General features: G+C 39.2%; 23 protein-coding genes and 2 pseudogenes. 10 read left to right on the forward strand and 15 right to left on the reverse strand.

Annotated features, from left to right (window positions below):
• Positions 1-24 precede the first annotated feature (24 nt).
• Genes AC012T_RS15815 through AC012T_RS15825 form a run of 3 tightly spaced genes read right to left on the reverse strand, consistent with a single transcriptional unit; the run spans position 25 to position 3,263 of the window.
• Positions 25-741 (reverse strand): DevA family ABC transporter ATP-binding protein, encoded by a 717-nt coding sequence (locus AC012T_RS15815; protein ID WP_487059749.1) that lies wholly within the window; start codon positions 739-741, stop codon positions 25-27.
• A 57-nt stretch (positions 742-798) separates the two neighbouring features.
• Complete coding sequence (devC, locus tag AC012T_RS15820) at positions 799-1,977, reverse strand: ABC transporter permease DevC (protein WP_487059750.1); 1,179 nt, start codon at positions 1,975-1,977, stop codon at positions 799-801.
• Positions 1,974-3,263: an ABC exporter membrane fusion protein gene (locus AC012T_RS15825; protein ID WP_487059751.1), complete on the reverse strand. Its 1,290-nt coding sequence runs from the start codon at positions 3,261-3,263 to the stop codon at positions 1,974-1,976. Before AC012T_RS15825 ends, devC begins: the two co-directional genes overlap by 4 nt.
• 120 nt (positions 3,264-3,383) lie before the next feature.
• On the opposite strand from AC012T_RS15825, the gene AC012T_RS15830 reads away from it, so the two are divergent.
• The 5 genes from AC012T_RS15830 to AC012T_RS15850 all read left to right on the forward strand — a co-directional run bounded on the left by AC012T_RS15830 (position 3,384) and on the right by AC012T_RS15850 (position 9,099).
• Complete coding sequence (locus AC012T_RS15830) at positions 3,384-4,292, forward strand: TetR/AcrR family transcriptional regulator (protein WP_487059752.1); 909 nt, start codon at positions 3,384-3,386, stop codon at positions 4,290-4,292.
• Between the two features lie 186 nt (positions 4,293-4,478).
• A complete protein-coding gene (locus AC012T_RS15835; RefSeq protein ID WP_487059753.1) occupies positions 4,479-4,937 on the forward strand; it encodes a DUF29 domain-containing protein in 459 nt (152 codons plus the stop codon).
• A gap of 71 nt (positions 4,938-5,008) precedes the next feature.
• Positions 5,009-5,443 carry a lactoylglutathione lyase gene (gene gloA, locus AC012T_RS15840; RefSeq protein ID WP_487059754.1) on the forward strand — a complete coding sequence of 145 codons (435 nt, stop codon included), beginning with the start codon at positions 5,009-5,011 and terminating at the stop codon, positions 5,441-5,443.
• Between the two features lie 314 nt (positions 5,444-5,757).
• Positions 5,758-8,442 carry an ATP-dependent chaperone ClpB gene (gene clpB, locus AC012T_RS15845; RefSeq protein ID WP_487059755.1) on the forward strand — a complete coding sequence of 895 codons (2,685 nt, stop codon included), beginning with the start codon at positions 5,758-5,760 and terminating at the stop codon, positions 8,440-8,442.
• Between the two features lie 81 nt (positions 8,443-8,523).
• Positions 8,524-9,099 (forward strand): Uma2 family endonuclease, encoded by a 576-nt coding sequence (locus AC012T_RS15850; protein WP_487059756.1) that lies wholly within the window; start codon positions 8,524-8,526, stop codon positions 9,097-9,099.
• Positions 9,100-9,479: 380 nt separating this feature from the next.
• On the opposite strand, the gene AC012T_RS15855 is transcribed toward AC012T_RS15850, so the two are convergent.
• The 5 genes from AC012T_RS15855 to AC012T_RS15875 form a co-directional block, all read right to left on the reverse strand.
• Entirely contained in the window at positions 9,480-12,257 is a 2,778-nt protein-coding gene (locus AC012T_RS15855; protein ID WP_487059757.1) for a tetratricopeptide repeat protein, read from the reverse strand.
• A 221-nt stretch (positions 12,258-12,478) separates the two neighbouring features.
• Complete coding sequence (locus tag AC012T_RS15860; RefSeq protein ID WP_487059758.1) at positions 12,479-12,910, reverse strand: DUF29 family protein; 432 nt, start codon at positions 12,908-12,910, stop codon at positions 12,479-12,481.
• A 47-nt stretch (positions 12,911-12,957) separates the two neighbouring features.
• Entirely contained in the window at positions 12,958-13,215 is a 258-nt protein-coding gene (locus AC012T_RS15865) for a type II toxin-antitoxin system HicB family antitoxin (protein WP_487059759.1), read from the reverse strand.
• Positions 13,215-13,400 (reverse strand): type II toxin-antitoxin system HicA family toxin, encoded by a 186-nt coding sequence (locus AC012T_RS15870; protein WP_487066622.1) that lies wholly within the window; start codon positions 13,398-13,400, stop codon positions 13,215-13,217. The genes AC012T_RS15865 and AC012T_RS15870 overlap by 1 nt, the downstream gene beginning before the upstream one ends.
• A 7-nt stretch (positions 13,401-13,407) precedes the next feature.
• Positions 13,408-13,857 (reverse strand): hypothetical protein, encoded by a 450-nt coding sequence (locus tag AC012T_RS15875; RefSeq protein WP_487059760.1) that lies wholly within the window; start codon positions 13,855-13,857, stop codon positions 13,408-13,410.
• A gap of 147 nt (positions 13,858-14,004) precedes the next feature.
• Between AC012T_RS15875 and htpG the strand changes: the two are divergent.
• Positions 14,005-15,975: pseudogene (gene htpG, locus AC012T_RS15880) on the forward strand (molecular chaperone HtpG).
• Positions 15,976-16,087: 112 nt separating this feature from the next.
• Here the strand turns inward: htpG and AC012T_RS15885 are convergent.
• Entirely contained in the window at positions 16,088-16,942 is an 855-nt protein-coding gene (locus tag AC012T_RS15885) for a M48 family metallopeptidase (RefSeq protein WP_487059761.1), read from the reverse strand.
• A gap of 297 nt (positions 16,943-17,239) precedes the next feature.
• On the opposite strand from AC012T_RS15885, the gene AC012T_RS15890 reads away from it, so the two are divergent.
• Positions 17,240-17,773, forward strand: coding sequence for a DUF4330 domain-containing protein (locus AC012T_RS15890; RefSeq protein WP_487059762.1), 534 nt, complete (start codon positions 17,240-17,242; stop codon positions 17,771-17,773).
• Between the two features lie 577 nt (positions 17,774-18,350).
• Here AC012T_RS15890 and AC012T_RS15895 read toward each other — a convergent pair.
• Positions 18,351-19,246 (reverse strand): annotated as a pseudogene (locus AC012T_RS15895) (alpha/beta fold hydrolase).
• A 503-nt stretch (positions 19,247-19,749) separates the two neighbouring features.
• On the opposite strand from AC012T_RS15895, the gene AC012T_RS15900 reads away from it, so the two are divergent.
• Complete coding sequence (locus AC012T_RS15900) at positions 19,750-20,352, forward strand: hypothetical protein (RefSeq protein ID WP_487059763.1); 603 nt, start codon at positions 19,750-19,752, stop codon at positions 20,350-20,352.
• A gap of 270 nt (positions 20,353-20,622) precedes the next feature.
• A complete protein-coding gene (locus AC012T_RS15905; protein WP_487059764.1) occupies positions 20,623-21,378 on the forward strand; it encodes an armadillo-type fold-containing protein in 756 nt (251 codons plus the stop codon).
• Positions 21,379-21,416: 38 nt separating this feature from the next.
• On the opposite strand, the gene AC012T_RS15910 is transcribed toward AC012T_RS15905, so the two are convergent.
• The 4 genes from AC012T_RS15910 to AC012T_RS15925 all read right to left on the reverse strand — a co-directional run bounded on the left by AC012T_RS15910 (position 21,417) and on the right by AC012T_RS15925 (position 24,536).
• Positions 21,417-21,563, reverse strand: coding sequence for a hypothetical protein (locus AC012T_RS15910; protein ID WP_487059765.1), 147 nt, complete (start codon positions 21,561-21,563; stop codon positions 21,417-21,419).
• Positions 21,541-22,287 carry a cell division ATP-binding protein FtsE gene (gene ftsE / locus AC012T_RS15915; RefSeq protein WP_487059766.1) on the reverse strand — a complete coding sequence of 249 codons (747 nt, stop codon included), beginning with the start codon at positions 22,285-22,287 and terminating at the stop codon, positions 21,541-21,543. Before ftsE ends, AC012T_RS15910 begins: the two co-directional genes overlap by 23 nt.
• 63 nt (positions 22,288-22,350) lie before the next feature.
• Complete coding sequence (locus AC012T_RS15920) at positions 22,351-23,559, reverse strand: RNA-guided endonuclease InsQ/TnpB family protein (RefSeq protein ID WP_487059767.1); 1,209 nt, start codon at positions 23,557-23,559, stop codon at positions 22,351-22,353.
• Positions 23,560-23,771: 212 nt separating this feature from the next.
• Entirely contained in the window at positions 23,772-24,536 is a 765-nt protein-coding gene (locus AC012T_RS15925) for a WecB/TagA/CpsF family glycosyltransferase (RefSeq protein WP_487059768.1), read from the reverse strand.
• Positions 24,537-24,810: 274 nt separating this feature from the next.
• On the opposite strand from AC012T_RS15925, the gene arfB reads away from it, so the two are divergent.
• Complete coding sequence (gene arfB / locus AC012T_RS15930; RefSeq protein ID WP_487066624.1) at positions 24,811-25,224, forward strand: alternative ribosome rescue aminoacyl-tRNA hydrolase ArfB; 414 nt, start codon at positions 24,811-24,813, stop codon at positions 25,222-25,224.
• Positions 25,225-25,392: 168 nt separating this feature from the next.
• Here arfB and AC012T_RS15935 read toward each other — a convergent pair whose 3' ends face one another.
• Positions 25,393-25,926 (reverse strand): orange carotenoid protein N-terminal domain-containing protein, encoded by a 534-nt coding sequence (locus AC012T_RS15935; RefSeq protein WP_487059769.1) that lies wholly within the window; start codon positions 25,924-25,926, stop codon positions 25,393-25,395.
• Positions 25,927-26,142: the final 216 nt, after the last annotated feature.

Genomic DNA, 26,142 nt, shown 5'->3' on the forward strand with positions numbered 1-26,142 from the left:
CTTGAGGTAATAATAATTTCGCTTTTACGCAGTCACCGCACCTACAGTATCCCTGACGAGATGACCATCTTCCATGTAAACAATACGATCTGCTATATCTAAAATGCGGTTATCGTGGGTAACAAGCAAAATTGTACAACCATGCTCTTTTGCTAATTTCTGCATTAATTCTACCACATCCCGTCCAGATTGCTTATCCAGTGCGGCTGTCGGTTCATCTGCTAAAACGATTTTAGGTTGACTTACTAATGCTCGTGCGATCGCAACTCGTTGTTTTTGTCCACCTGATAAACTATCTGGGTAGTAATCAATTCGATTTCCTAATCCTACCTCTTCTAGCATTGCTTTTGAACGATTAAGCATTTCCTGAGTTGATATTTTTGGTTGTAATTCTAAACCCATTCGCACGTTTTGCAGTGCTGTTAAACTACCATGTAAGTTATGAGCTTGGAAGATATAACCGTTATTGCGTCGTGCTTGGGTGAGTTGTTTGGGATTAGCTTTGCATAATTCTTCACCTAATATTCGCAAGCTTCCTGATTGAGCAGAACGTAACCCACCAGCTAAGGTTAATAATGTGGTTTTTCCTGAACCTGATGGCCCAGTCATGATGACAATTTCACCTGTATTAATAGTGAGATTGATATTAAATAATACTTGTTTTTTCAGTTGTCCAGTTCCGAAGTAATGGTCGAGATTTTGAATTGAAATTACTGGTTTTAGAGAATTAATAGTTTGCATAATCGAGGTTTTAAAGAAGTTTTTCACGCAGAGACGTAAAGAGTGATTGTGAAGTGTTTAAAACATATCGGCTGGATCGGCTGATTGTAGTTTACCAGTGGCTACTGTGCCGGAAATTGCACACATGATGATTGTCAATAGAAAAACTATTAACGCTCTTGTTAAGGTCATGTATATTGGTAAGTTGGTGGCGTTTCTAGTCAGTTGATAAAGTCCTAAAGGTACTATGAATCCAGGAATAAAACCCAATGCTGCCAAAATAATTGCTTCTTCAAAAATTACACCTAATAAATATGAGTTCTGATATCCCATTGCTTTAAATGTTGCATATTCTTTGAGATGGGCATTTACATCTGTGGAAAGAACTTGATAAACAATAATGACACCAACAATAAATCCCATAGATACGCCTACTGTAAATATAAAGCCGATAGGACTTTCTTTTTTCCAATAATCTTCTTCAAATTTAATAAATTCTTGCTTGGTAAAAACTTTCACATCTTCATTTTTTAGCTGTGATTTTAATGCTTGGGCAACAAGTTGTGGATCATAGCCTGGTTGAATGGAAATTAAGCCGAGATTGATGCCTCCTACCTGTCGTTTAGGAAAGATGCGGAGAAAGTTTTCATCGCTAGAAATTAATGTACCATCAGCCCCAAATGATGCTCCTAATTTAAATAATCCACTAATATTAATTGTCCGTTTTTCTATTTCTGTGCTGACAATTTGACCTGCATCAATTTTGCTAAATACCTGCTCATAATCACCTCTAGCACCCCGGTCAAAAAGGAAGTTATCTGGTAATTTAAGTTTATCTAATTGGGCGTTGATTTCTGGTATATCTAATACAGCTTGTTCAGGATTAAATCCGATCGCTTGCACTGAGGTCTTGCGGCGTGTTTGGGGATTTTTCCAGGTGACTAAACCGATATACATGGCTTCGGCTGATTTAACACCGGGTACATCAGCTGCTTGAAAGAGTCGTCTTCGGGAAAAAGTGGACATATTTTGCATATTTCGGCTTTGCGGACTGATTAAAACGATGTCTGCAAGCACAGCGCGGTTTAAGGTGGTATTGCTGTCATACAAGGCGTTCTGAAAGCCAAGTTGCATGAAAATGAGGACATCAGCAAAAGCAATACCGGATAAAGCAACTAATAACCTACTTTTATGGTGGTTGAGTTGCAACCATCCCAAAGGTGTACGTCTTTGTAGTTCTTGAATTAATCCTATCATAGTAAAATTACTGCCTTGATTTGTAAGTTAGTAAATTTTGCTGCTTTTTTACTGGATGCTTGATCTAGCTGTACATGAACTTCAACAACTCTAGAATCAATATTTTCACTAGGGTCACTATTGATCACATTTTGCCGTTTTACTTTCCAGCCTACCCAATCTACGGTTCCATGTAATTCACCTAGTAGGGAGTTGCTGGTGATTTTTACCTTTTGTTTTGGAGTAATTTTACTTACATCATTTTGGTAAACTTCTACAACCGCATACATCTGGTTAGTTTGTCCAATTTCCACAATTCCGTCGTTGGATACTACTTCACCGGAACGGGTATAAACGTCAAAAATTACACCATTTTGGGGTGATTTCACATAAGCTTGGTCTAAATTTGCCTTGGCTTGCTTGGCTGCGGCTATAGTACGGTTAACTTCAGCTTTTGCTGCTTCTATGTCTACCGGACGCACTTCGGCTATTTGGTTTAAGGTGGCTGTGGCTGAACTAACTTGTTTGCTACCTGTGGCATTAATCCGGCTGAGGACGGTTTTAGCTTCGCTAATTTGCTTACGTCCTGTGCTATCAATGCGGTTGAGGTTGGCTTTCGCTTCACTCAATTGCTGGGTGATGGTATCAACACTGAGGCTTTTAGTATCAAATAAAGATTGAGAAATTGCCCCATCCTGGTAAAGTTGCTGATAACGTTGCAGTTCTACTTGAGCATTTTTGAGTTCAGCTTGGAGTCTATTAATTGTTGCTTGTTGTGCTGTTGTCTCACCTTGCCATTGCGCTTCTAATCTAGCTACGGCTTGTCTTTGTCCAGTTTCATCTCCTAGCTTTTGCGCCTCTATTCGGTCAATTTCAGCTTTTTGAGCGTTTATTTCGCCTAGTTTCGCACCAGATTGCACTTTTTCTAAGTTTACCTGGGCAACTTTCACTGATGCTTGGGCTTCTTGAAAAGCGGCTTCGAGACGGGGACGATTATCCAAAATGGCTATGATTTGCCCAGTTTTAACGTTGTCCCCTTCTTTAACCAAAAGTGTCTCTACTCGGCTATTTTGACTAGAAGCGGGTGCGGAAAGTTTAATTATTTTTCCCTTGGGTTCAAGTCTTCCTAATGCTGTCACAGTCTTAATTGGCGGTATGCTGACTTGGGAGACTTGAGTTTGCTCGGCAGTTTTAGATTGGTTTTGTAAAATTCTATACCCTTGTAAGCTACCAATGCCGACAATTATCGCTGTTCCCAGCATAATTATTGGTCGGGAACTAGGTTTAAATGCTACATCACGCACCATAAGTTTCTCTCTTAGATTTAGAATGGTAGGTAAACTAATTAGTTTAGTGACTCTATTAAACTAAACTGTTCATTACAATAATGTCAATAGTCACCGGAAAAATTAATCTGGGTAGCTGATATGCGAAAAAAGAACAAAGCTGTAGAAGAAAGTCTTGTAGAGCGATCGCTTTCACAAGGAGCGCAAAACCAAAGACAATCATTGTTAGCAGATAAAGTTGATGCTATCCTGGCTGGTGCAATGCAGGAATTTTTGGCACATGGTTACGCTGCGACAACAATGGATAGGGTGACAGCAGCCGCAGGGGTATCGAAAGCAACTGTATACAGCTACTTTCAGGATAAAGAAGGATTATTCACTGCATTGATTGAAGGATTAGCACAGCAAAAATATTTGGACGTTTTTAACCCTGAACCCGGATTTCTGGAAGGTGAACCGGAGATTGTGCTGCGTCGCTTGGCAAAAAATATTTTAGATAATACTAATTGTTCGCAGGAATTACTGGGTCTTGTGAGGCTGATTATTGGCGAATCAGGCAGGTTTCCCTTACTAGCGCAAGTATTCGTCCGCAATGTAGATAAACCTGCGTTGGAGGTGATTACCCAATATTTTCAAGCCCATCCAGAACTACAATTACCTGACCCAGAGGTGGCTGCACGGATTTTTAAGGGGACATTAATCCATTTCACAATTCTTCAAAATATGCTGCATAGTCGAGAGATTTTGCCAATGGAGAGCGATCGCTTGATTGATAATTTAGTTAATTTAATCACCAGTAATAAAATAGATATACATGGCGACAAGTATTCCGGTACAAGGCATAAATCACCCAGACGCAAGCGCACACCAGGAGGTAAATTTCAGGCTGATTATGGTTCTGAGACTAAAAAATTGCGGTCTATCAGGCTCACAGATACCGCTTGGGCAAAGTTGGATGAATTAGCGGCAGCAAATAATTTGACCCGCAGCGAGATGATTGAAATCTTTGCTCGTCAAGGATTTGGAGATAATCAGGAATCAAGAGAGTGATTTTTGTATATACATGGATAGAGCTACAGGAATTGAACTAAAGCACCATAATTTAAATTTATTTGTTATATAGCAATGGACAGGGTGATTAAGACATCAATTAATGGTAAAACTCATGCTACACAAGGGTTTTACTACTGAATTCTGACTCCTGCTATATTAGAACAATAGGAGGTTAAAAATATTATGACAACCCCCCAAACAAAAGTAACTACAAAAGCTCATCTTTACGACCAAGATTTTTATCTGTGGATAGACACAACAGCTAAACAATTAAAAGCAGGAAGATTTGCAGAAGTTGATTTAGAAAATCTGATTGAAGAAATCGAAAGCATGGGTAGAAGTGAAAAACGGGAGTTAAAAAACCGTTTAATTGTATTATTAATGCACTTGTTAAAATGGCAATATCAACCAGAAAAACGCTCTGAAAGTTGGCGCAGTACTATTGCAGAGCAACGTATTTGTATTGAAACACTATTAGAAGATAGTCCCAGTTTGCAACCTCTACTGGCAGAAGTATTTGCAGATTGTTACGAAAAAGCACGTCTTCAAGCCTCCCATGAAACAGGAATTAAGTTAAATTTCTTTCCTAAAGAATCTCCCTTTACTGTAGAAGAAAGTCTGAATAATGTTCTTTGCAATTAAAGATACATTCGCACAGAATTAAATTTTGAATTCTGTTTGATAAAATATAAGAATTGAACAAAGGTATGAATATGCGATTACTACACACAATGCTGCGAGTCGGCAACCTAGAAGAGTCATTAAAATTTTACTGTGAACTACTAGGAATGAAATTACTGCGACGCAAAGATTATCCAGGTGGAGAATTTACCCTCGCTTTTGTTGGCTATGGCGAAGAAAGCGACCATAGCGTACTAGAATTAACTTATAACTGGGGCGTGGAAAAGTACGAATTGGGTAATGCTTACGGTCATATTGCCTTGGGAGTAGATGATATTTACGCTACCTGTGAGGAAATTAAAAATCGTGGTGGTAAGGTAGTCCGGGAACCAGGGCCTATGAAACATGGTTCTACTGTCATTGCTTTTGTGGAAGATCCAGATGGGTATAAAGTTGAGTTAATTCAATTGGCTACTCACGGAACAGCTGAAAAAGCAGAATCAGAAAACCAACTGGTGAAACAGTAATTTGTTCACCAAAAAATTTAGGTAAAGCACAAAAAGGCCAATTTACTCAGGCTTCAGCTAAATTAGGGAAAAGGGGATTACTAAATTACCAATCTCAAATTGCCACCGAAGATATAAGCGGATATACGCTAATTATGTTTGGATCGTTATTTGGGTGGAGTGGGATACTAGGAAAAGACTAAATATGTAGTATGAAGCAACACTATGTTTTCGGCTGTTTCCCTGTTTGTAGGCACAGCAAAAGGTATTGCTAGTCTATATACTTAAAATTTCCCCATTCCCCAATTTCTCAACTAAAATCCAAAATTCTACAGATGCAGCCTACAGATCCTAATAAATTTACTGATACGGCCTGGGAAGCGATTACTAAATCTCAGGATATAGTCCGTGCTTATCAACAACAGCAATTAGAAGTCGAACATTTAATTATTGCTCTTTTAGAAGAACCTACAAGTTTAGCTACAGGTATTTTAGCCCGTGGAGATGTTGATTCTAACCGTTTAAAACAGCAACTAGAAGCTTATACCCAACGTCAGCCGAAAGTTGGTAAAAGTGATCAGCTTTACTTAGGACGCAATTTAGATTTGCTACTTGATCGCGCTGAAGTAATTCGAGCGAGAATGAGAGAAGAGGAAATTGGCGAGGGACATATACTCCTGGCTTTAGCTGAAGACGATCGCATTGGCAGAAAAATATTTAAAGGCTTAAATGTAGATATAGCTAAGTTAGAAGCTGCTGTTAAAACTGTTCGCACTACCCAAAAAGTGACTCAAAAGGTGGGAGAACCAGAATCTACAGATGCACCTTACGAAGCATTAAAACGTTTTGGTAGAGATTTGACAGAACAGGCAAAAGCCGGAAAATTAGATCCTGTGATTGGCCGAGATGACGAAATTCGTCGGGTAATTCAGGTTTTATCTCGTCGTAGTAAAAATAACCCTGTTTTAATTGGTGAACCGGGAGTTGGTAAAACTGCGATCGCCGAAGCTTTAGCCCAAAGAATGGTCAACGGCGACGTTCCCGAATCTTTGAAGAATCGTCAATTGATATCTTTAGACATCGGTAGTTTAATCGCTGGCGCAAAATACCGAGGTGAATTTGAAGACCGTTTAAAAAATGTTCTCCGTGAAGTTATTGAATCAAACGGGCAAATAGTTCTCTTTATTGACGAACTTCATACTGTTGTCGGTGCTGGTGCTAACCAACAAGGTTCAATGGATGCTGGAAACTTGCTAAAACCTATGTTAGCGCGGGGTGAATTGCGTTGTATCGGTGCAACTACCTTAGATGAATATCGCAAACACATAGAAAAAGATGCTGCACTTGAACGCCGTTTTCAACAAGTATATGTAGACCAACCAAGCGTAGAAAATACAATTTCGATTCTGCGGGGTTTAAAAGAACGTTATGAAGTGCATCATAATGTGAAAATTTCTGACTCTGCTTTAGTCGCAGCCGCAACTTTATCAGCGCGTTATATTGCTGACAGGTTTCTACCCGATAAAGCTATTGACTTAGTAGACGAAGCCGCAGCGAAATTGAAAATGGAGATTACCTCCAAACCAGCGGAATTAGAAACCATTGACAGACGTATAATGCAGCTAGAAATGGAAAAGCTGTCATTATCTGGAGAAGAAAAAGCTAATTCCCCAACTAGAGAGCGTTTAGAGGGAATTGAGCAAGAAATCAGCGTTTTAACTGTAAAACAGCAAAAATTTAATGAGCAATGGCAAGGTGAAAAACAGTTATTAGAAGCTATTAGCGTTTTAAAGAAAGAAGAAGATGCTCTGCGGGTACAAATTGAACAAGCAGAACGAGATTATGATTTGAATAAAGCTGCCCAACTTAAGTATGGCAAATTGGAGGGAGTGCAGCGCGATCGCGAAGTTAAAGAAGCACAACTGTTAGAAATTCAAAATCAAGGTTCAACCCTACTCCGGGAACAAGTCACAGAAGCCGATATTGCCGAAATCGTCGCCAAATGGACAGGAATCCCCGTAAATCGTCTTTTAGAATCAGAACGGCAAAAATTACTTCAACTCGAAAGCCATTTACATGAACGGGTAATCGGACAAGAAGAAGCCGTTTCCGCCGTCTCTGCGGCTATTCGTCGCGCCCGTGCAGGGATGAAAGACCCCGGACGACCCATTGGTTCATTTCTGTTTATGGGGCCAACAGGCGTAGGTAAAACAGAACTCGCCCGCGCTTTAGCTCAATTTCTCTTTGATTCTGATGATGCTTTAGTCCGGTTAGATATGTCCGAGTATATGGAAAAACACTCGGTTTCTCGCCTCGTGGGTGCGCCTCCTGGTTACATCGGCTACGAAGAAGGTGGACAACTTTCCGAATCAATTCGCCGCCATCCTTATTCTGTCGTGCTTTTAGATGAAGTTGAAAAAGCCCATCCCGATGTATTTAATATTCTGTTGCAAGTATTAGATGATGGTAGAGTTACTGATTCCCAAGGACGGGCAGTAGATTTTCGCAATACCGTCATAGTCATGACTAGCAACATCGGTAGTGAACATATTCTCGATGTCGCTGGTGATGATAGCAAATATGACATGATGCGAAACCGAGTTATGGAAGGTTTAAGAAGTCACTTCCGTCCCGAATTCCTCAACCGTGTTGATGACTTAATACTCTTCCACACCCTCAACCGTTCAGAAATGCGGCATATTATCCGTATTCAACTCAAACGGGTAGAAAATCTCTTAAAAGAGCAGAAAATATCCTTTGAAATCTCCCAAGCAGCTTGTGACCACTTAGTAGAAGCAGGTTATGACCCAGTTTATGGCGCACGTCCGTTAAAAAGGTCAATTCAGCGCGAAGTTGAAAACCCCCTTGCTACCAAGTTATTAGAAAATACCTTTATCTCTGGGGACACAATCATCATTGATAAGGGTGAACATGGGTTAACTTTCGCTAAAAAACAATCAGTTAAAGTATCAGTGGGCAAAAAGACAGTGAAATTAATTGAAGCATCTTCTGAGGCGTAAGTTTATATATCTTGTGGGGTGGACAATTACCCCCATGAGATTATATTGCATGATCTAATATATTTACCGAGGGTATTTTTTATGATTGCAAATCCTAGTTCTAACTATATTTCTCCTGAAGAATATTTAGAATTAGAAGAAACAAGCCCTATCAAACATGAATACAGACAGGGACAAGTTTATGCAATGGCTGGTGCTAGTAATACTCATGTAGTTATTACTCTCAATATTGCTTCAATGCTAAGAAATCATCTGCGCGGAAAAGGTTGTCAGGCTTATATTTCCGATACAAAAGCACATATTGAAACAATGGATATTTATTATTATCCTGATGTAATTGTTAGTTGTGATCAAAGAGATAAAGCCTTTAATAACTTTTTACGTTATCCCTGTTTAATTATCGAAGTTTTATCTCCTACTACAGAAGCTTTTGATAGAGGTGATAAATTTGCTGACTATCGTAATTTAGAATCACTTCAGGAATATGTTTTAATTAGTCAAAATAAAATCAATGTAGATGTTTTCCGTCGTAATTCAGAAGGTCAATGGTTATTTTATAGTTATGGAAAGGAGGAAAATCTCAATTTAGCAAGTGTAGATTTTCAATGTTCTATAAATGATGTTTATGAAGATATAAGTTTTGAATCTCCCTCTTAATTTGGCAAAACTTCTAATTGTCTGAATCAGGATTTCCAGGATTATAGGATTTACAGGATGATAGATACAAGAGTGATTATTGTGGATGATTTATGGATTTCACTTTAATCACCGTGTCATTTTCTATCTAAACAGGTTTCTATTTATGGTTTGAGTAGTTGTTCTTAATGGTTTTTGATAAGTTAACGATAAATTACGCAAAGCAGAATTAGTTTTGTGAAAATTTCCCACAAAATCGCACTATATTTATTTGATTCAAACATGATATTATTCAGGATTTTAGTAATTTATCAAGTATTTTGACACTTATAATCCTGTAAATCCTATAATCCTGGATATCCTGATTCAGACAATTTTATGATTGCATTACAAACTTGTTTTTATGTATTATCATCCAATGCTTCTGTTTGCTGTTGCAAATACTCTCGAATAGATGACAATAACTCAGGATTCCTTTCCATCATTTTTAGCAAAGTTAATGCTGTTTCATTATTGAGTTCAGGAAGGTTTGCTTGTTGTGCAAGAGCTTGGAGAATATCAATCAATGTTTCCTTATTGCAATGCAAAAGTCTCATTATATGTAAGGCTTTTACTGTAACTGCTGCGTTTTGCGTACTGGGATGTTGATTGCCTAATCTTTTTTGATATATTACTAATGCTTGTTTAGCTAAATTTTCAGCTTCTAAATATTTGCCTTGCGCTTCATATAATAATGCCAAATTATTCAGACTGGTAGCGACATCGGGATGGTCAGCACCTAATTGGCATTTTCTGATTTCTAAAGATTGCAAATAAAGAGGTTCAGCATCATTGTCACGTCCTTGTGACCTGTACAATCCTGCCAAACTATTGAGACTGGTAGCGACATCAGGATGGTCAGCACCTAATTGGCGTTTCCAGATTTCTAAAGATTGCAAATAAAGAGGTTCAGCATCGCTGTAACGTCCTTGCGCTTCATATAATAATGCCAAATTATTGAGACTGGTAGCAACAGAGGGATGGTCAGCATCTAATTGGCGTTTACTGATTTCTAAAGATTGCAAATAAAGAGGTTCAGCATCGTTGTAACGTCCTTGTGAGTTATACAATGCTGCCAAATTATTAAGACTTTGTGCGACATCAGGATGGTCAGCACCTAATTGGTGTTTCCAGATTTCTAAAGATTGCAAATACAGAGGTTCAGCATCGTTGTAACGTCCTTGTGATCTGTACAATTCTGCCAAATTATTAAGACTTTGTGCGACATCAGGATGGTCAGCACCTAATTGGCGTTTCCTGATTTCTAAAGATTGCAAATACAGAGGTTCAGCATCGTTGTAACGTCCTTGTGAGTTATACAATGCTGCCAAATTATTAAGACTTTGTGCGACATCAGGATGGTCAGCACCTAATTGGCGTTTCCTGATTTCTAAAGATTGCAAATAAAGAGGTTCAGCATCGTTGTAACGTCCTTGTGATCTGTACAATTCTGCCAAATTATTGAGACTGGAAGCAACAGAGGGATGGTCAGCACCTAATTGGTGTTTCCAGATTTCTAAAGATTGCAAAGAAAGAGGTTCAGCATCGTTGTAACGTCCTTGTGATCTGTACAATCCTGCTAAATTATTGAGACTGGTAGCGACATCAGGATGGTCAGCACCTAATTGGTGTTTCCAGATTTCTAAAGATTGCAAAGAAAGAGGTTCAGCATCGTTGTAACGTCCTTGTGATCTGTACAATCCTGCTAAATTATTGAGACTGGTAGCGACATCAGGATGGTCAGCACCTAATTGGCGTTTCCATATATCTAAAGATTGCAAATAAAGAGGTTCAGCATCGTTGTACCGTCCCTGTGATTCATACAGTAGTGCTAATTGATTTAAACTGTAAGCAAGTTGAGTATTTTCATTACTTTTACGCCAATCAATCATCTTTTTGAGATGTGGTTCAATTAAATTGAATGTTTCTAGATTGCTTGATTGATTAACATCACCAGCAATATTAACAAAAACATCACAATATCCTTGTTGAATTTGGCTGTAGTTAGAATCTTGTTTCAGGTGTTGACTAAAATAGTCGTGAATAAGTAAATGTAAATTATAAATATTCTCTTCAACAGTCATCACTAGATGCAGTTTTCTTAAAGATTTTAACCAACGGTCTTTTAAATTATCATGATTAAATGATTCACCTTGTAACTGTTGATAAATAGCTGTCACAAAACCCCAACGAACAGGAGAAGCTGCAAAAGCACCAAATACACAAGCGAGATGTTTCGCTTCTGGTTTTAATTCATCCCAACTTAAATCAAATGCAGCTTGTAAACCTCTTTTTGCTTGCATTCCTCCCGGTACTTGTTCTGGTGATAATGAAGGATGTTTAACTTTTTCTTGTAACTTACCACGCATTGCTAACAGTGATAAATCCTGATGGTCTTCATCATCTAAATAATATGCCACCAATTCTAAAGCTAAAGGCAAATATCCCAACTCATAACAAAGCTGTTTAGCTTGTTCTGGTTCTGCATCTATTCTTCCTTGTCCAATAATTGAAGCTAGTAATTCTACTGCTGCTGCTTCTGACAATACTTGTAATTCTAATTTTTCCGCAATGCGTTTATCTGGTGTTTCCCGCGAAGTCATCAACAAACGGATTTTTACTAAATCTGCTGGTGGTAAATAGGGTTTGATATTTTCTACCAAACCAGATACATCATCAAGAATCAATAATACATTTTCTGTTTGATATTTCCATGCTTGCCAACAAGCGTTTACCATTTGTTGAGGTGATAAATTTTTTGGTACTTCACTTTTAAATCTCCACTCTGTCAAAGCGATAGTTTCCGCAGCCATATTTTGCCTATCTCTGGCATCAATATAATAGACTCCACCAGTAAAGAATGATGTGCATTCTGTTAAATTGGCATATTCTCGCACCAGTCCAGTTTTCCCAACTCCACCCATACCGGAGACAACGCAGACGTTTTTACCACTTTGCAATAATTGATGGAGTTCTTTTAATTCCTCTTCGCGTCCAAACAGTCCACCTTCACGGGGTTGGGGTGGTGTGAAAGGGTTTGCTTGTAGTTGTGGTGGAAGAGAGGGAAAGTTATTAATTTGGGTATTACCTTCGCCGGCTTGTGTGATAATTATTTGTTTGTCAATGTTGTTAAAGTTCATAGGAAAATTGTAGTTAAAAAGTGTTTATCTCGTTATCTCGTTCCCAGTCTGAGACTGGGAATGCTATCATCGAGGCTCTGCCTCTGCTATTATTGAAGTCAGAGACTTCTAGAATTCATTCCCATACAGAGTATGGGAACGAGAAACGCAAGGGTAATTCATGAATTACCTCTACGCAAGAATCAGATTTTGATTTCAATCTTGAGTAAGTGGTATTTTGTTTATGTGGGATTGGCTGAAATTAAGCCAATAGCTTGTTCTAATATCATCTCTTTATTTACCATTTTTGCTATTGCTTCCTCATCATATTTACCTGCGAATGCTTCTAATGCTGCCTGATTTAAAGCTGATTGGTAGGCATCTTCTAGGGTTTCTTGCAATTCTGCTAAAGTTAAATAATTTCCACCTGTCTTGCGTCTTTTATTGGTGCGTTGAATTTGCTTAACTGAATTAGAAATAGATATTTCCCAAGATTTTGTTGAGCGTTTTTCGGCTGATTGTTTAATCAAATGCAGTAGTAAAATAATACCGAAACTAAAAATTTTATTCAGCTTATCATCTTTGCTCATTTCGGTCATTTCTTCAACTAGCAGCAACGCACCAGGAATATTGCCATTAATCAGCAATTGTTGAAGTTCTAGCAATTCTTCCATAACTCAAACCTCCTGAATTAAATTGCTCAAATTAAGATTGTGAGAGATTATTTCAAAATACCCACACCAATATGCGTGAGATAAAATTCCTCTCCTTCTGATTCGCGTAACGCATCCAAATAGGCATCAATACCACGAGGTTGAGGAATTGATTCGTTATCTTGAAGATGGAAAACTAGGGCTGAACGCATATTTTCTAATGTTGTTTCCAGCGTCTCACCTGTAGCAACGCAACCCCACACATCAGGGGAGTATGCGGAAAATCCTGTTGCGGTTTTTTCCAGAACGATCAGATACTTATCCATTATTTGAGTCCTGCTTGTCTGAGAATGCTTCCTAACGTTCCTTTTCTGACATCATCACTCATTTTTCCCGATACCGTTACCTTGCCTAGCTTTGTTGGATGTTTAAACTGACGATGACTACCTTCTGTTGTTACCAAATACCAACCATCTGATTCAAGCAAGTTGATAACTTCTCGTACTTTCATCATAGATTCAGAAATTACTGAAGTTGTTTGTTTGAGTGTTGCCTGTACCAGCTTGTGAAATGTTAATCTGTTTACCAATAATGTTAATTGTGCCACCTGCTTTCAGTGCTTGATGCTTGTCCGCAAATGTGGCATTTTCTTCTACATCAGCAGTAGCAACCAACTCAGCAAAAATCGGATCGGGTGGGATTTGGTTGAGGACTTCTGGAGTGAGATTTAATGCTTCTGGATTACCTGCTGCTAATGCTGTGGCTGTTTGTGGGGAATGGTTGCGGATTTTAGCGATCGCTTCACCAACCTTTTTTGTTAAACTCTCACTAAATGTCTCACCGGATTTTTCTAAGGCTTTGGTCAGAAATATGGTAGCAATGGCAACTGCTAAAGTTGTAGGTTCCATGACGTTTTCATTAAAACAGTCGAATACACCCATTGCATCATAATTACTTAAAACTCTCAACTAAAATTCTCTTCCCAGTCCCCAATCCCCACAGATGGTAGTGTAATCCGAATCATAATTAAGAGGTATTCCTTACCTCCAAAAAGACATAGATCGTCGAAAATTGATTGTCAGAATGATATCTGCAAGTAAAACAGACGGATAACTATGCTAGAACAAGGCACTATCAGTATACATACTGAGAATATTTTCCCAATTATCAAGAAGTCTCTATATTCAGATCATCAAATCTTCTTGCGGGAACTCGTATCCAACGCGGTAGATGCTATCCAAAAATTAAAGATGGTAGCCCGTGCTGGGGAGTATAGTGGAGATATTGGCGAAGACGAAATTGCGATCGCTATTGACAAAGATAACAAAACTCTCTCCATCAGCGATACTGGTATCGGTATGACGGCTGAGGAAGTAAAAAAATACATTAACCAAGTTGCTTTCTCCAGTGCAGAAGAATTTATCCACAAGTATGAAGGTAAATCAGATCAACCGATTATCGGTCACTTTGGTTTAGGTTTCTATTCTTCCTTCATGGTGGCAAAAAAAGTAGAAATTGATACTCTCTCTTACAAAGAAGGTTCTCAAGCGGTTCACTGGACTTGTGACGGTTCTCCAGCCTTTACCTTATCAGAGTCAAACCGCACCACTCGCGGGACTACGATTACCCTCTTTCTCGAAGGTGAAGAAGAGGAATTTTTAGAAGCAGTCAGAATCAGAAATCTGGTGAAAACTTACTGCGACTTCATGCCAGTTCCCATTAAACTGGAAGGTGAAGTATTAAATAAACAAAAAGCAGCTTGGCGAGAATCTCCCAGTAATCTCACTGATGAAGATTATTTATAATTTTACCGCTATCTCTATCCTTTCCAAGAAGAACCGCTGTTATGGGTGCATTTGAATACTGATTATCCGTTTATGATGAACGGGATTATGTATTTCCCCAAAATGCGTCCTGATGTGGATGTGACAAAGGGACAAATCAAGTTATTCTGCAATCAAGTGTTTGTTAGTGATAACTGTGAAGAGATTATCCCGCAGTTCTTGATGCCCATGCGGGGTGTAATTGATAGCACTGACATACCTTTGAACGTTTCTCGTAGTGCCTTGCAGGGCGATCGCACCGTTAAACGAATCGGTGACTACATAGCCAAGAAAGTAGGCGACAGACTCAAAGAATTATACCGCGACGACCGCGAAAAATACATCAGTGCTTGGAAAGACTTAGGAACCTTCGTTAAATTTGGCGTTCTCAACGACGATAAATTTAAAAAACAAGTCGAAGATATCCTCATCTTCCGCAGCACTGCCACATTAGAAACCAAAACTGCTGAAACCCCCACAGTTGAAGTCCAATCTTCAGAAAGTGATGTGTGGCAAGATGTCAACCCATCTGGCAACACTAGCAGCACACCATACACCACCATCAAAGAATATCTAGAACGCAACAAAGAACGTAACGAAAACCGCGTTTTTTACAGTACCGATGAAGCGAGTCAAGCTACATATATCGCACTCCACAAAAATCAAGGTTTAGAAGTCCTATTTATGGACTCCTTCATTGATACCCACTTTATTAACTTCCTAGAAAGAGAATATCAAGATGTCAAATTTACACGGGTAGATTCTGACTTAGATAATACTTTGTTGGATAATAAAGATGGGGAAATAGTTGATCCCACCACTAACAAAACTAAGAGTGAGTCAATCAAAGAATTATTTGAGACAGCACTCAATAAACCCAAACTTAATATCCGCACTGAAGCTTTAAAATCAGATAATCCTCAAGGAACACCACCCGCAATGGTGTTGTTACCAGAAATTCTCCGTCGTATGCGGGAAATGACCGCAATGATGCAACAGCAAAATGCTGATTTTCCTGAAGACCATATTTTGTTAGTAAATACTGCACATCCCTTGATTCAAAACCTTGTTAATCTCAATCAAGGTAGCATTATTCAAGGTGATGGTGAGTCACCTACGGCGCAGTTAACAAAAATGATTTGTCAACACGTTTATGATTTAGCGTTGATGTCTCAAAAAGGCTTTGATGCTGAAGGAATGAAATCATTTGTTGAACGTTCAAATGAGGTACTTACCAAACTCACTGAACAAGCAAGTAAGTAGAAAATATCCCAATTTGGTAGAGACGTTCTCTGGAATGTCTCTATTGATGGCAAGGAACAATGGTGGGTTACGCTACGCTAACCCACCCTACAATTTTTCACTACTTTATTTTTTATCGTAAAAAAGCTCGGATATTAGCCTTATAAGCTGTACTGTCTAAGCCATAATTGCCGCTACTCGGTTGGCTATTAATTTGATTTTGGAGAGCCTTAACGCGATCGCTTGCACCAGGGTGTGTACTCAAAAATGTGGGAACAGAACTTCTTCCCTGTAGCTTTTTCATAAACGAAACCATCGCTAACTGAGAATAACCAGCCCGCGTTAAACTTGCTAGTCCTCTTTTGTCAGCATCATATTCATCTTGACGACTACGAGGACGATTGAGAGCTAAATCCACACCTATACCTACTGCTTGACTGCGACTTAAGCCGGCTGCTGTAGCCACACCACTAGCGATCGCTCTTTGTCGCATCTGCTTAACTAGGTGTTGACCCTCAATGTGACCCATTTCATGACCGATAACACTCGCTAGTTCTGCTTCATTATCTGCAACTTTTAGCAACCCCGTATTCACATAAACGAAACCACCCAAAGTAGCGAAAGCATTGACAGCATCATCCTCAACCACTTGGAAAGTATAAGGGATATTAGAGCGATCGCTATTCACGGCTAAACGTCTACCAATCTGCTCCACATAGCTATTAAGCTCTTGATTACGAGAAATTCTGACTTCTTGGCGCAATTGATCATTCATCTGCCTACCAAGCTCAACTTCCTGACGAGCAGACATATTCGACAACTGAAACACCTGCACACCTTGCAATAACAGCGGTAAAAAATCGAAAGCTTGACTTGGTAGAGGTGTACTCAAGCACAGGCTCAAAGCAACACTTAAGGAAATCAACGGGTAAAACCAAGGTCGTCTCCCTAAACGGTATTTTACCAAAAATCCATTCCAGTTAATCATAATCCTGTGAAAATAGAGTTGTGTGAGAACTTAAAATAGAGGACGTATTTACAGATAGCTAAGTTGCATTCTCAACTCAATATCCCTAATCTAAACAACCGTATAGATATCAGCATAACAAGCCGGAGAACTCTCAAAGTCTAAGCTATGATTAAGAATCAGAAATTATCAAATGCTTTCTGAGTCAGCTTTCCACTCCCACAGATCGGAACTGTCTCAGTCGTGATAAACTGTCGCATAACTCCACCTTTCCGCCGCTTTGATTTATTACTTCACTTTAATTTCAGAAAACCTGTTATGCCTATTTTAGATTCCAAAGGTCGCTTATTCGGCAAAATCAACTTACTCGATTTAGGTGCTGGGCTGGTAATATTACTAGTTATAATTGGCATTTTTATATTTCCCGGAACTTCCGGTTCTGTAGCTCAACTTGGTAAAAAAACGCTACCTATTGAAGTAGACTTAGTAGTCCGTGGTTTAAACGTCCGCGACCCTGAGCAATTATTTAAACAAGGATTTAACAAGGGTGGTAAAACCAATGTGATTATTCGTAATCAACCCTATGGTGAAATTGGTATTAAATCCATTCAAGAACTGCCCAGAACAATCACTGTTCCCCAACCAGATGGTTCTGTTAAAGAATTGCCAGATCCAAGAGCCAATAATTTTAGTAGAGATTTTCTTTTGACCTTAGAAGGTCCGGCTGAACTTACCAACAGCGGTCCAGTTTTAGGTAATAATAAAGTTAAAATTGGGATGCCTTTTGAGTTAGAGGGTTTTAACTACAACTTTAATGCTTCCGTTATTGATATTCGCTTAAAAGATAAATAGCATTTTGGTAATGGGTAATAGGTAATGGGTAATGGGTAATTGGTGATTGGTAAATAAATTTCTTCCTCTGCTTCCTAATCTCCCCCAGTCCCCAGCTCACAAGGGTAGGTATTTTACATTGTCGTGAGGGCAAGACAAGGATGACAAGGGAGGACAGTGGACAAGGGAGGAAAACCGTGCAAAATCAGATTCTCTTGGTAACAAGAACAGTCCGTCAAAATACCATTGTGCGTATCAAATCTTCCTTGTCTACCTTCCCTCCTTGTCTTCCTAGTCCTGCCTTTACAGTTAATATTAAAAACCTACCCCTGTGAGCCAGTCCCCAGTCCCCAGCGATGCACTGAGTAGTTCGACAAGCTCACTGTAAGAGGGTGTTTGAAAAGTCTCCTTCCATGTCATGCTGAGGAACGTAGCATCTCAGTATGTGGGCTAAACTCCAGATTCTTCGTTGCGTAAGACTCCACATGGCTAACGCCACGCTATGCCTACGGCACACTACGTGAACGCCAACAGAATGACAAATTATACGTCCCTAAACTTTTCAAACATCCTCTAAGACTTGTCGAAGTTTCCCCAATCACCCATTCAGCAAAGTTAAAAATTTACGAATTAATCCTATCGTCACCGCAGGTAATTCTAATTGCGGTGTTAACCCTACGTTTTCTAAAGGTTGAAAATACTGGATAGCTTGGGGATTCATTTCTGCAAAGCGACGACCAATTTCTGGGCCTGTAAATTGTGATTTTTGTCCCCAAATAATAGCAGTGGGAGTTTTTAGCTGTTGAATGTAAAGAGACAAATCAAAGCACAAGTCTCCACGCACAAAAGATAATGCTGCATATTCAGCATTTGGTTGTTGTGCAGATTGTAAATAAGCGTCCACAATCTCTTGATAAACTCGATTACTTGCGGCAAATTGTCTTTGCTCTAAAAAGCCACGAATACCTGCATCTGTCGCAATTCCAGTACTATACAGCAACCGGTCAACCAAAGGCACGCTGACTAATTGGGCAAAAAAGCTGCGGGAGTAGTCTTGCCAAAATCCGAAATCCCAGATGGTGTGACCAAAATCAACGACTTAAATAGATCAGGATGTGCGATCGCTACTCGAATTATAAACGCTGCCGTCAGAGAAGAAGCGATCGCTGTGACTGGAGTTGTACAAGTCTGTTCAATAAACTCTCGAATCGTCGTCAAATAATCCTCAATTTTGTAACTGCGTTGCGGATGTTCAGACCGACCCCAACCGATTAAATCCGGTGCAATCACCCGATATTCAGCCGCAAAAGCCGGATACACCTTCGACCACTCATAAGCAGACGACCCACCACCAAAGCCATGCAGAAATAGCAAAGTTTCCTTGTCAGATTTTTCACTTTTATCCTGCCAAGGCGATCTAGTAGCTGTATAGTAGACCATCCTACCTAGTGAGGTATTTATGGAGTATTGTTCAAAACCCAGTGGTTCTAACATAAGTATTACGTGTGTTTTTTTGCATCTAATGAACATTTACAGCACTAAAATAAATCCAAAGTGCTAACTGATTTCGGTAAACTCCCCACTCCTATTTATTATCAGCCAACTCAGAACCCCATAACTTCTGACTATCGTTAGATTAAGCAAATGTAAAATCCGACAATAGCTTATAAAGATTTAGTATTGTTTTTTTGATAATTTTACAAAAAATCATGCCAAAACCACTATGCAATAACGATTTTTGATGGTGTTTAGCATGGCAACTAAATCAATACCTACGTGAATTTTCATGGTAATCTATCGGATAAATCACAGATAATTGCAGAACTCAACTACATCACTACCAGTAGTACTGAGTACTGAATAAGCCCATCATAAAACGGGGGGATGGTTACTTATCTGGTCAAAGTTATTGAAGTATTGACTTTGGTTGTGTATGTAGAAATAAGAACTTTTTTATTGACGTGATTAATTTCTAGGCAATGTTAAAGCGGGGTGTCATGTTAAATCAATCTACTTTTCAATCAGATCAAATACAAATAATTGAAAACACACAATTTCAACCTAGTCGATACGGTATAAAAAATGAAATTGTAACTTTAGTTTGGCAGGATATAGCTGAAGGAGAGCAAGATGAAGATATCTATGCTGAAAAGGTAACTCTACCTAAATGTATGCGATTGGATTTGGATGAGTTAAATTTTTTTGAAATAATAGATAATCAATTTAAGCAATATGGACTCATCTTTCATAATTCCTTAGCCGTACATCCATCGAATCCAGCATTTCCCAGCCAATCAGGCTTGAAAGTTTTAATGGGATCTCCCAAAAGCGGATTTTTAGAAGTTAATTTCTTAAATCCTGTAAACTGGGTTAGTGCCTTAGTTACTAGCTCACAAAGATTAGTTCTTGAAGCATACGACCAGAATGATCAATTGCTCACCAAATCAGTTCTGCCCACAGCTAATCTGATCAATTCCGGCTCGGAGATACCCCCAAATACTATGCTATCTGTAACAGCAACCGATATCAAGACAGTTAAATTTTGCTCCTTTGATGGTCACTTCACTCTGGACGAATTTAGATTTTGTTTTTCAACCTGACTGAGGGGCTACTCATTTTTTAAATGTCTCTTGCCTGGGAACGCTATCAGAAAATACGGCAATACTTGGACTGAAGAATGGTAAATTAATAACTATCGTTCTTACACACTCTACAAATTTCGGATAATTTATTTTTTGTATTCCCCTAATCAGGTAACAAGCGAAAACTTCTGATTTGCACACATTAATCAAATATAATTCTTGTAGGGGTTTTGTCTAGGACGTAAATTACCCAAATTAAGTAATTTTATAATCAAGAAGGTAAAAACTGTGGCACAGGCTTCGTCTTTTTGGCGGCAATTCATAAATCAGCTTCCAGAAATCAAGACAGGAAGCCAAAAGCAACGAAATTTAAAACGTTTCTCTGAACCTGGAAGCATACTGGGGTTCTTGACAATCATCGTTGCTATGCTGTTTTGGAACTGGAAACTACTATTGGCTATAGTATCTGGTATTGCAGTCATGAGTTTAGTATACTCAATACCGAAATGGAACTGGCAAATCAGTTGGTTAGAAATACGCAGGTTTTTAAACACTGCCAACAGTCGGTTAGCTTTAGCAGTCGCTAGTGGTGGTATTGCTACTGTCATCACTTACATGGCTGCGGCAATATGGGTTGATTCTCCAAGTCCTTGGATAGCTGCTAGTGTGATTGTTCAAGGTTTGGGGACACTATTAACTCTCATTTTGTTAGTGTGGCAAATCTTCAGCCTTCAAGGCAATCAAGAAGAAGAATATCTTGATCAGTTGTTGAATAACTTAACAGAACCTAACGCCTTGAAACGGCTAATTGCCATAAATCAACTGACTAAATTCATTAATCGTAGACAAGTTGAAGCTTCTATCAAGCAAGATGTTGTCAAATGCTTACGACTTCTATTGAGTAAAGAAGAAGAACCAGAAATTCAAGAAGCAGCTTTGAATAGTTTACAAACTTTGGATGGGTTACAAGTTCTACTATCTAGCAGTGCTAAACCTCTTGCACCTGTATCTGCAAAAGTTAAACAAGAGGTAATTCATAATTAGGGCTTGCTCAGGTTCTAGATGATTCTTCCTTCTGACTCCTAAACTCCTGACTCCGAACACCGAACTCCTGACACCGAACACCGAACACCGAACACCGAACACCGAACTCCTGACTCCTGACTCCTGACTCCGAACTCCTGACTCCTGACTCCGAACACCCGACTACTTTCTAAACAGTCTGCCATTTTTGACCTGTACCACTGGATGATTACACCGTCTGACCAGTTGTTCATCGTGGGTAGTCACAATTACTGTTGCCCCAAAAGTGTTTAACTTCTGAAGAATCTTGATAACTTGCCAGGAATTATCAGGATCGAGGTTTCCAGTGGGTTCATCTGCCAGCAATAGCGGTGGGGTAGCAATAATTGCTCGCGCAATACTCACTCGCTGCTGTTCTCCCCCAGAAAGTTGATCAGGAAAGCGATCAGCTTTAGACAATAAACCTACTAATTTTAAAGTAGGTTCTAAACGCCGTTGAATTTCTTTACGAGTATAGCCTTGAGCTTGCAGCACAAAAGTTATATTCTCTGAAACTGTGCGCTGAGGAATTAATTTGTAGTCTTGAAAAACAATTCCAATCCGACGACGGAAGAATGATAAGCGATCGCCCTGCAAGTTTGCTACATTCAAATCATCAACGATTACCTCTCCCTGCGTAGGTAATTCTTGACCATAAAGCAATTTCAGAAAAGTCGATTTACCAGAACCACTAGGCCCTGTAACAAACAAAAATTCCCCCTTTTTGATATTTATACTCACATCCAGCAGGGCATGATAGCCGTTGGTATAAGTCTTGGAAACAGAGCGCAATTCCACCATTGTCTCAGCTTGACTACCCTGCGATTGCCCCTCCTGACCTTCCCTGTCAACAGACGCATCCGTTTTTTCTGGAGTTCTTAATATTGACATCCCTTACTCTTCCTCACACAGTTATCAGTTATCAGCCTCATAGAGATAGGGTGGATTAGTGAACTACCCACACTGACCTGACGGTACAGTGTGGGCTTCCTGTCCAACAGACAGCGTAGTAGTAGATTTCTTGCGTCCTCTATTACTGCGACTTACATCTGGGCGACAGGCTTTATCCCCCGTTCCAGAGGTCAAAATCCGTAGTCCCTCATCTCTGAGGTTAATAGCTGCGTTCACATCCCGATCATGCTTTATATGGCAGGTTTTACAAGTCCAGAATCTTACATCTAGTGGCAAACTACCAACTTGATTAAGGCACACATGACAGGTTTTTGAACTGGGGAAGAATCTATCAACTTCCTGATATATTTTCCCTTCCATTTCTGCCTTGTATTTCAGCATGGTGCAAAACATTCCCCATCCAACTTGATGGATAGACTTCGCAAAACAATGATTTTGCATCATGCCTTTAACATTGAGATTTTCGACCACAATAACTTGGTTTTCGTTAACTATCCTACGAGATAGCTTGTGCAGAAAATCCTCACGGCAGTTAGTTATTTTTCTATGAACTCTAGCAACTTTTTTTCTAGCTTTGATCCGGTTATTAGAACCTTTCTCCTTTCTAGATAATTGCTGCTGTTTAAGTTTTAAATTCTGCTCATGTTTATTCAGTATTCTAGGATTCTCAAATTTTGAGCCATCACTGGTAACGGCGAAGTGAATTAACCCCAAATCAATACCTATTGCCTTGCCATCTGTGTTTGATTCTGGCTTGTCTTGACCATCATCAAATAGAATAGCCGCAAAGTATTGGTTAGAACAGTTTTTAGATATGGTTACAGTTTTGATTTTCCCCTCAATTGGTCTATGAATTATGGCTGATACGTCACCTATTTTAGGCAGACTTAAATAATGATCAGCAACCTTGACGTTTTGAGGATATTGTATTGACTGCTTGCCATGCTTTGATTTGAATCTAGGGTATTTAGCTCGTTTTTCAAAAAAATTGTTAAATGCTACTCCTAGATTTAAGCAGACTTGCTGCAAACATTGTGAATAGGTCGATGTTAACCATTCATACTCTTTCTTTAACTGCGGGATTATCTTTTTTACCGCGTATCCAGACAAACCCTTGCCAGTTTCTTTGTATGTTTGGTTCATCAAATTCAGACAATAATTCCAAAGCCAACGACAAGAGCCAAAAGCTTGTGCTAGTGACTGCTGCTGTTGGGTATCTGGATATAATCTGACTTTGACAACCTTAAGCATCTTAGATTGAAATCAATTTGCTATAAAACACTATAACACAAGACTTGTTCGTTTCCTCCATGTCCTTTTCCCTGTTTCCCCTACGGGAAAATTTTCTCAAAGGACTGTCGTCAACTCACCCGCCATTTATCCCACGCTCCCCTTCGGATGAGTCGTGGGGCTTCTGTCGGTTTTAGCTAATTGTCTAAAATTAGCTCTACTCCAATCACCAATTAACACTCAGCACCATTGATACTCCTGACCGTCAAGCGATAAACACAGGCTTTCAGTGCAAACTCAGGCAAAGCCAACATTCGTCGCCAACGCCAAGGCTCTTGATACAATCGGTACAGCCATTCTAAGTTGTTATTTGCCAACCAACGGGGAGCGCGAGTTTTTGTTCCTGACCAGATATCAAAACTACCACCCACTCCTATCCAAATTGCTTGGGGACACCAATGACGGTTTTTAGCAATCCATAATTCTTGACGTGGTACTCCCAAACCAACAAAGATAACTTGTGGTTCTAATTGAGTTAAGGTTTGTTGTAATATTTCTTCTTCTTCTGGTGAATGATAGCCAGAATGAGTCCCTGCTATATTCAAACCTGGAACTTGCTGCTGCCAAAATTCTGCTGCTGTGGCCGCTACCCCTGGCGCTCCTCCATAGAAAAACACCTTAGGGGCTGTTTCTAGCTGACCTAGTTCTTGTAACAGGTTTTCTGATAATTCAATTCCTGGACAGCGTTGTACTTCTTGCCTTAAGAAACACTGTAAATAGAGAACAACTCCGGCTCCATCTGGAATAACTAGATCAGCGTTTTGAATTACCCCTGCTAGGGATGAATCCCGCTCTGCCTGCATAGTCATTTCTGCATTGAGCGTTACCACATGAGTCCCTCTGCCTTGTTCTAGGCATTCTAGCAACCAGTTGGGATAATTGTTCATTACATGAACTGGTAAACCCAATACTGAAAATTTTAGAGGCGATTTATACATAGTTTATTCTTAAATTAGACTCAAATAAAATTATGTTGAAGCTTAGTCTATCAAATTTTTTCCCAGGCGGATTATAGATATCAGCTTACTTTTCGCCTCATCTCTGGATTGACTATTGAGGGGAATGAGAAAATCTATCTTGCACCTGCGCTACTGATACTATATTTTACAGTTATCTTCATGTCGTCTCTAAATCGTTGACACTCCCCGGTCTAAAAACAAGGGGATTGTGAAGAAGCCCAAAAATTCTCCTAAACCATCTTTAAACAAGACCATGCTCCAAATCACCAACAAAACCACAATCCCTCTTAGCGAAATCAGCATCAGTGCAATTCGTTCTCAAGGTGCAGGTGGTCAAAATGTCAATAAAGTAGCTACAGCGATTCATCTGCGCTTTGACGTTAATGCGTCCTCCCTATCACCACTTTACAAAGAACGGTTACTCAATTTAGGAGATCAGCGCATCACCAAAGATGGAATCATCATCATCAAAGCCCAGCAACATCGTACCCAAGAACAGAATAAAGAAGACGCACTCAAACGCCTCCAAACTTTAATCAAAAGCGTCACTGTCATCGCCCCAAAACGCAAGCCGACAAAACCCTCACGTAGCGCTAAAAATAAACGCATTGACACCAAAACTAAGCGTGGTGAAATTAAAGCTCTACGAGGCAATATTACAGAATGAGTAATGCAACCAATATATCCAAGTTTCAAAAGTGCTGAGTACAAATTGCTTCTAATTTTTTACTCAGCACCATCTTGATGAAGTAATACATTCTTACCTCACCTGAGTGGAGTTAAATTAACTGACAACTTGTTAACTGCTAACTCAAAATCCTGAATTTCGGTTTATTTACAAGCTTGCTGTTTTGCCTGTTTCTGCTTGCGTCGCAATCGGCTTGACATCGCTATAACCCATCTGTCCGGCAATTGTCCGCAAAACAGAAATTTGCGCTTCAAACTCTATTTCTTCAATTTGAGCAAGTAAATCATGAATTGTCTCATCTGACTGATAATTGTCTGGCATTCCCACTACTGTATCTTCCATAGCTTCTGCCCAAACATACCAAACGAACAATTGGTTATTTTCTTTTAATGCTCCATAAGCACGAGAATAGCTTGTATCGTTACAGTTAACTATATCCCGCATAATTTCTAGTTGTTCTTCATCTGATAACTCTAAATAGTCTCCTACCAACATTGGAGCTAATTCTGGTTCTGCGGCTGAGGGAGCAGCTGGAGTAATGGTTTCACCCATTTTTTCATAAACAAAATATAGCCAAGCTAATTTGGCATCGGTATCTAAGGCATTAAACTGTTCCACTAAATTTTGAGTTGTCTGGCTCTGAGCTTGATGAGAAATAGTTTTATTGTAACTTGCAGTCATAATTGATCCCCAACATAATTTAACGGTTAAGACTTATAGGATTATCAAATTTGTGTAATTATGCTCTACTTCCAAAAGTAGGGTATTTAGGAATCAGCTAATTTAGTTTTATCTACCTTTTTGTACAGAGTATGATCTCTCTTAGGTAACAAGATTTTATTAGATTATTTCAATAACATGGTTCCAGATAATGCAAATATTAATTAAGGTTTAATT

The sequence above is a fragment of the Anabaena sp. EIM26 genome, assembly GCF_057568715.1.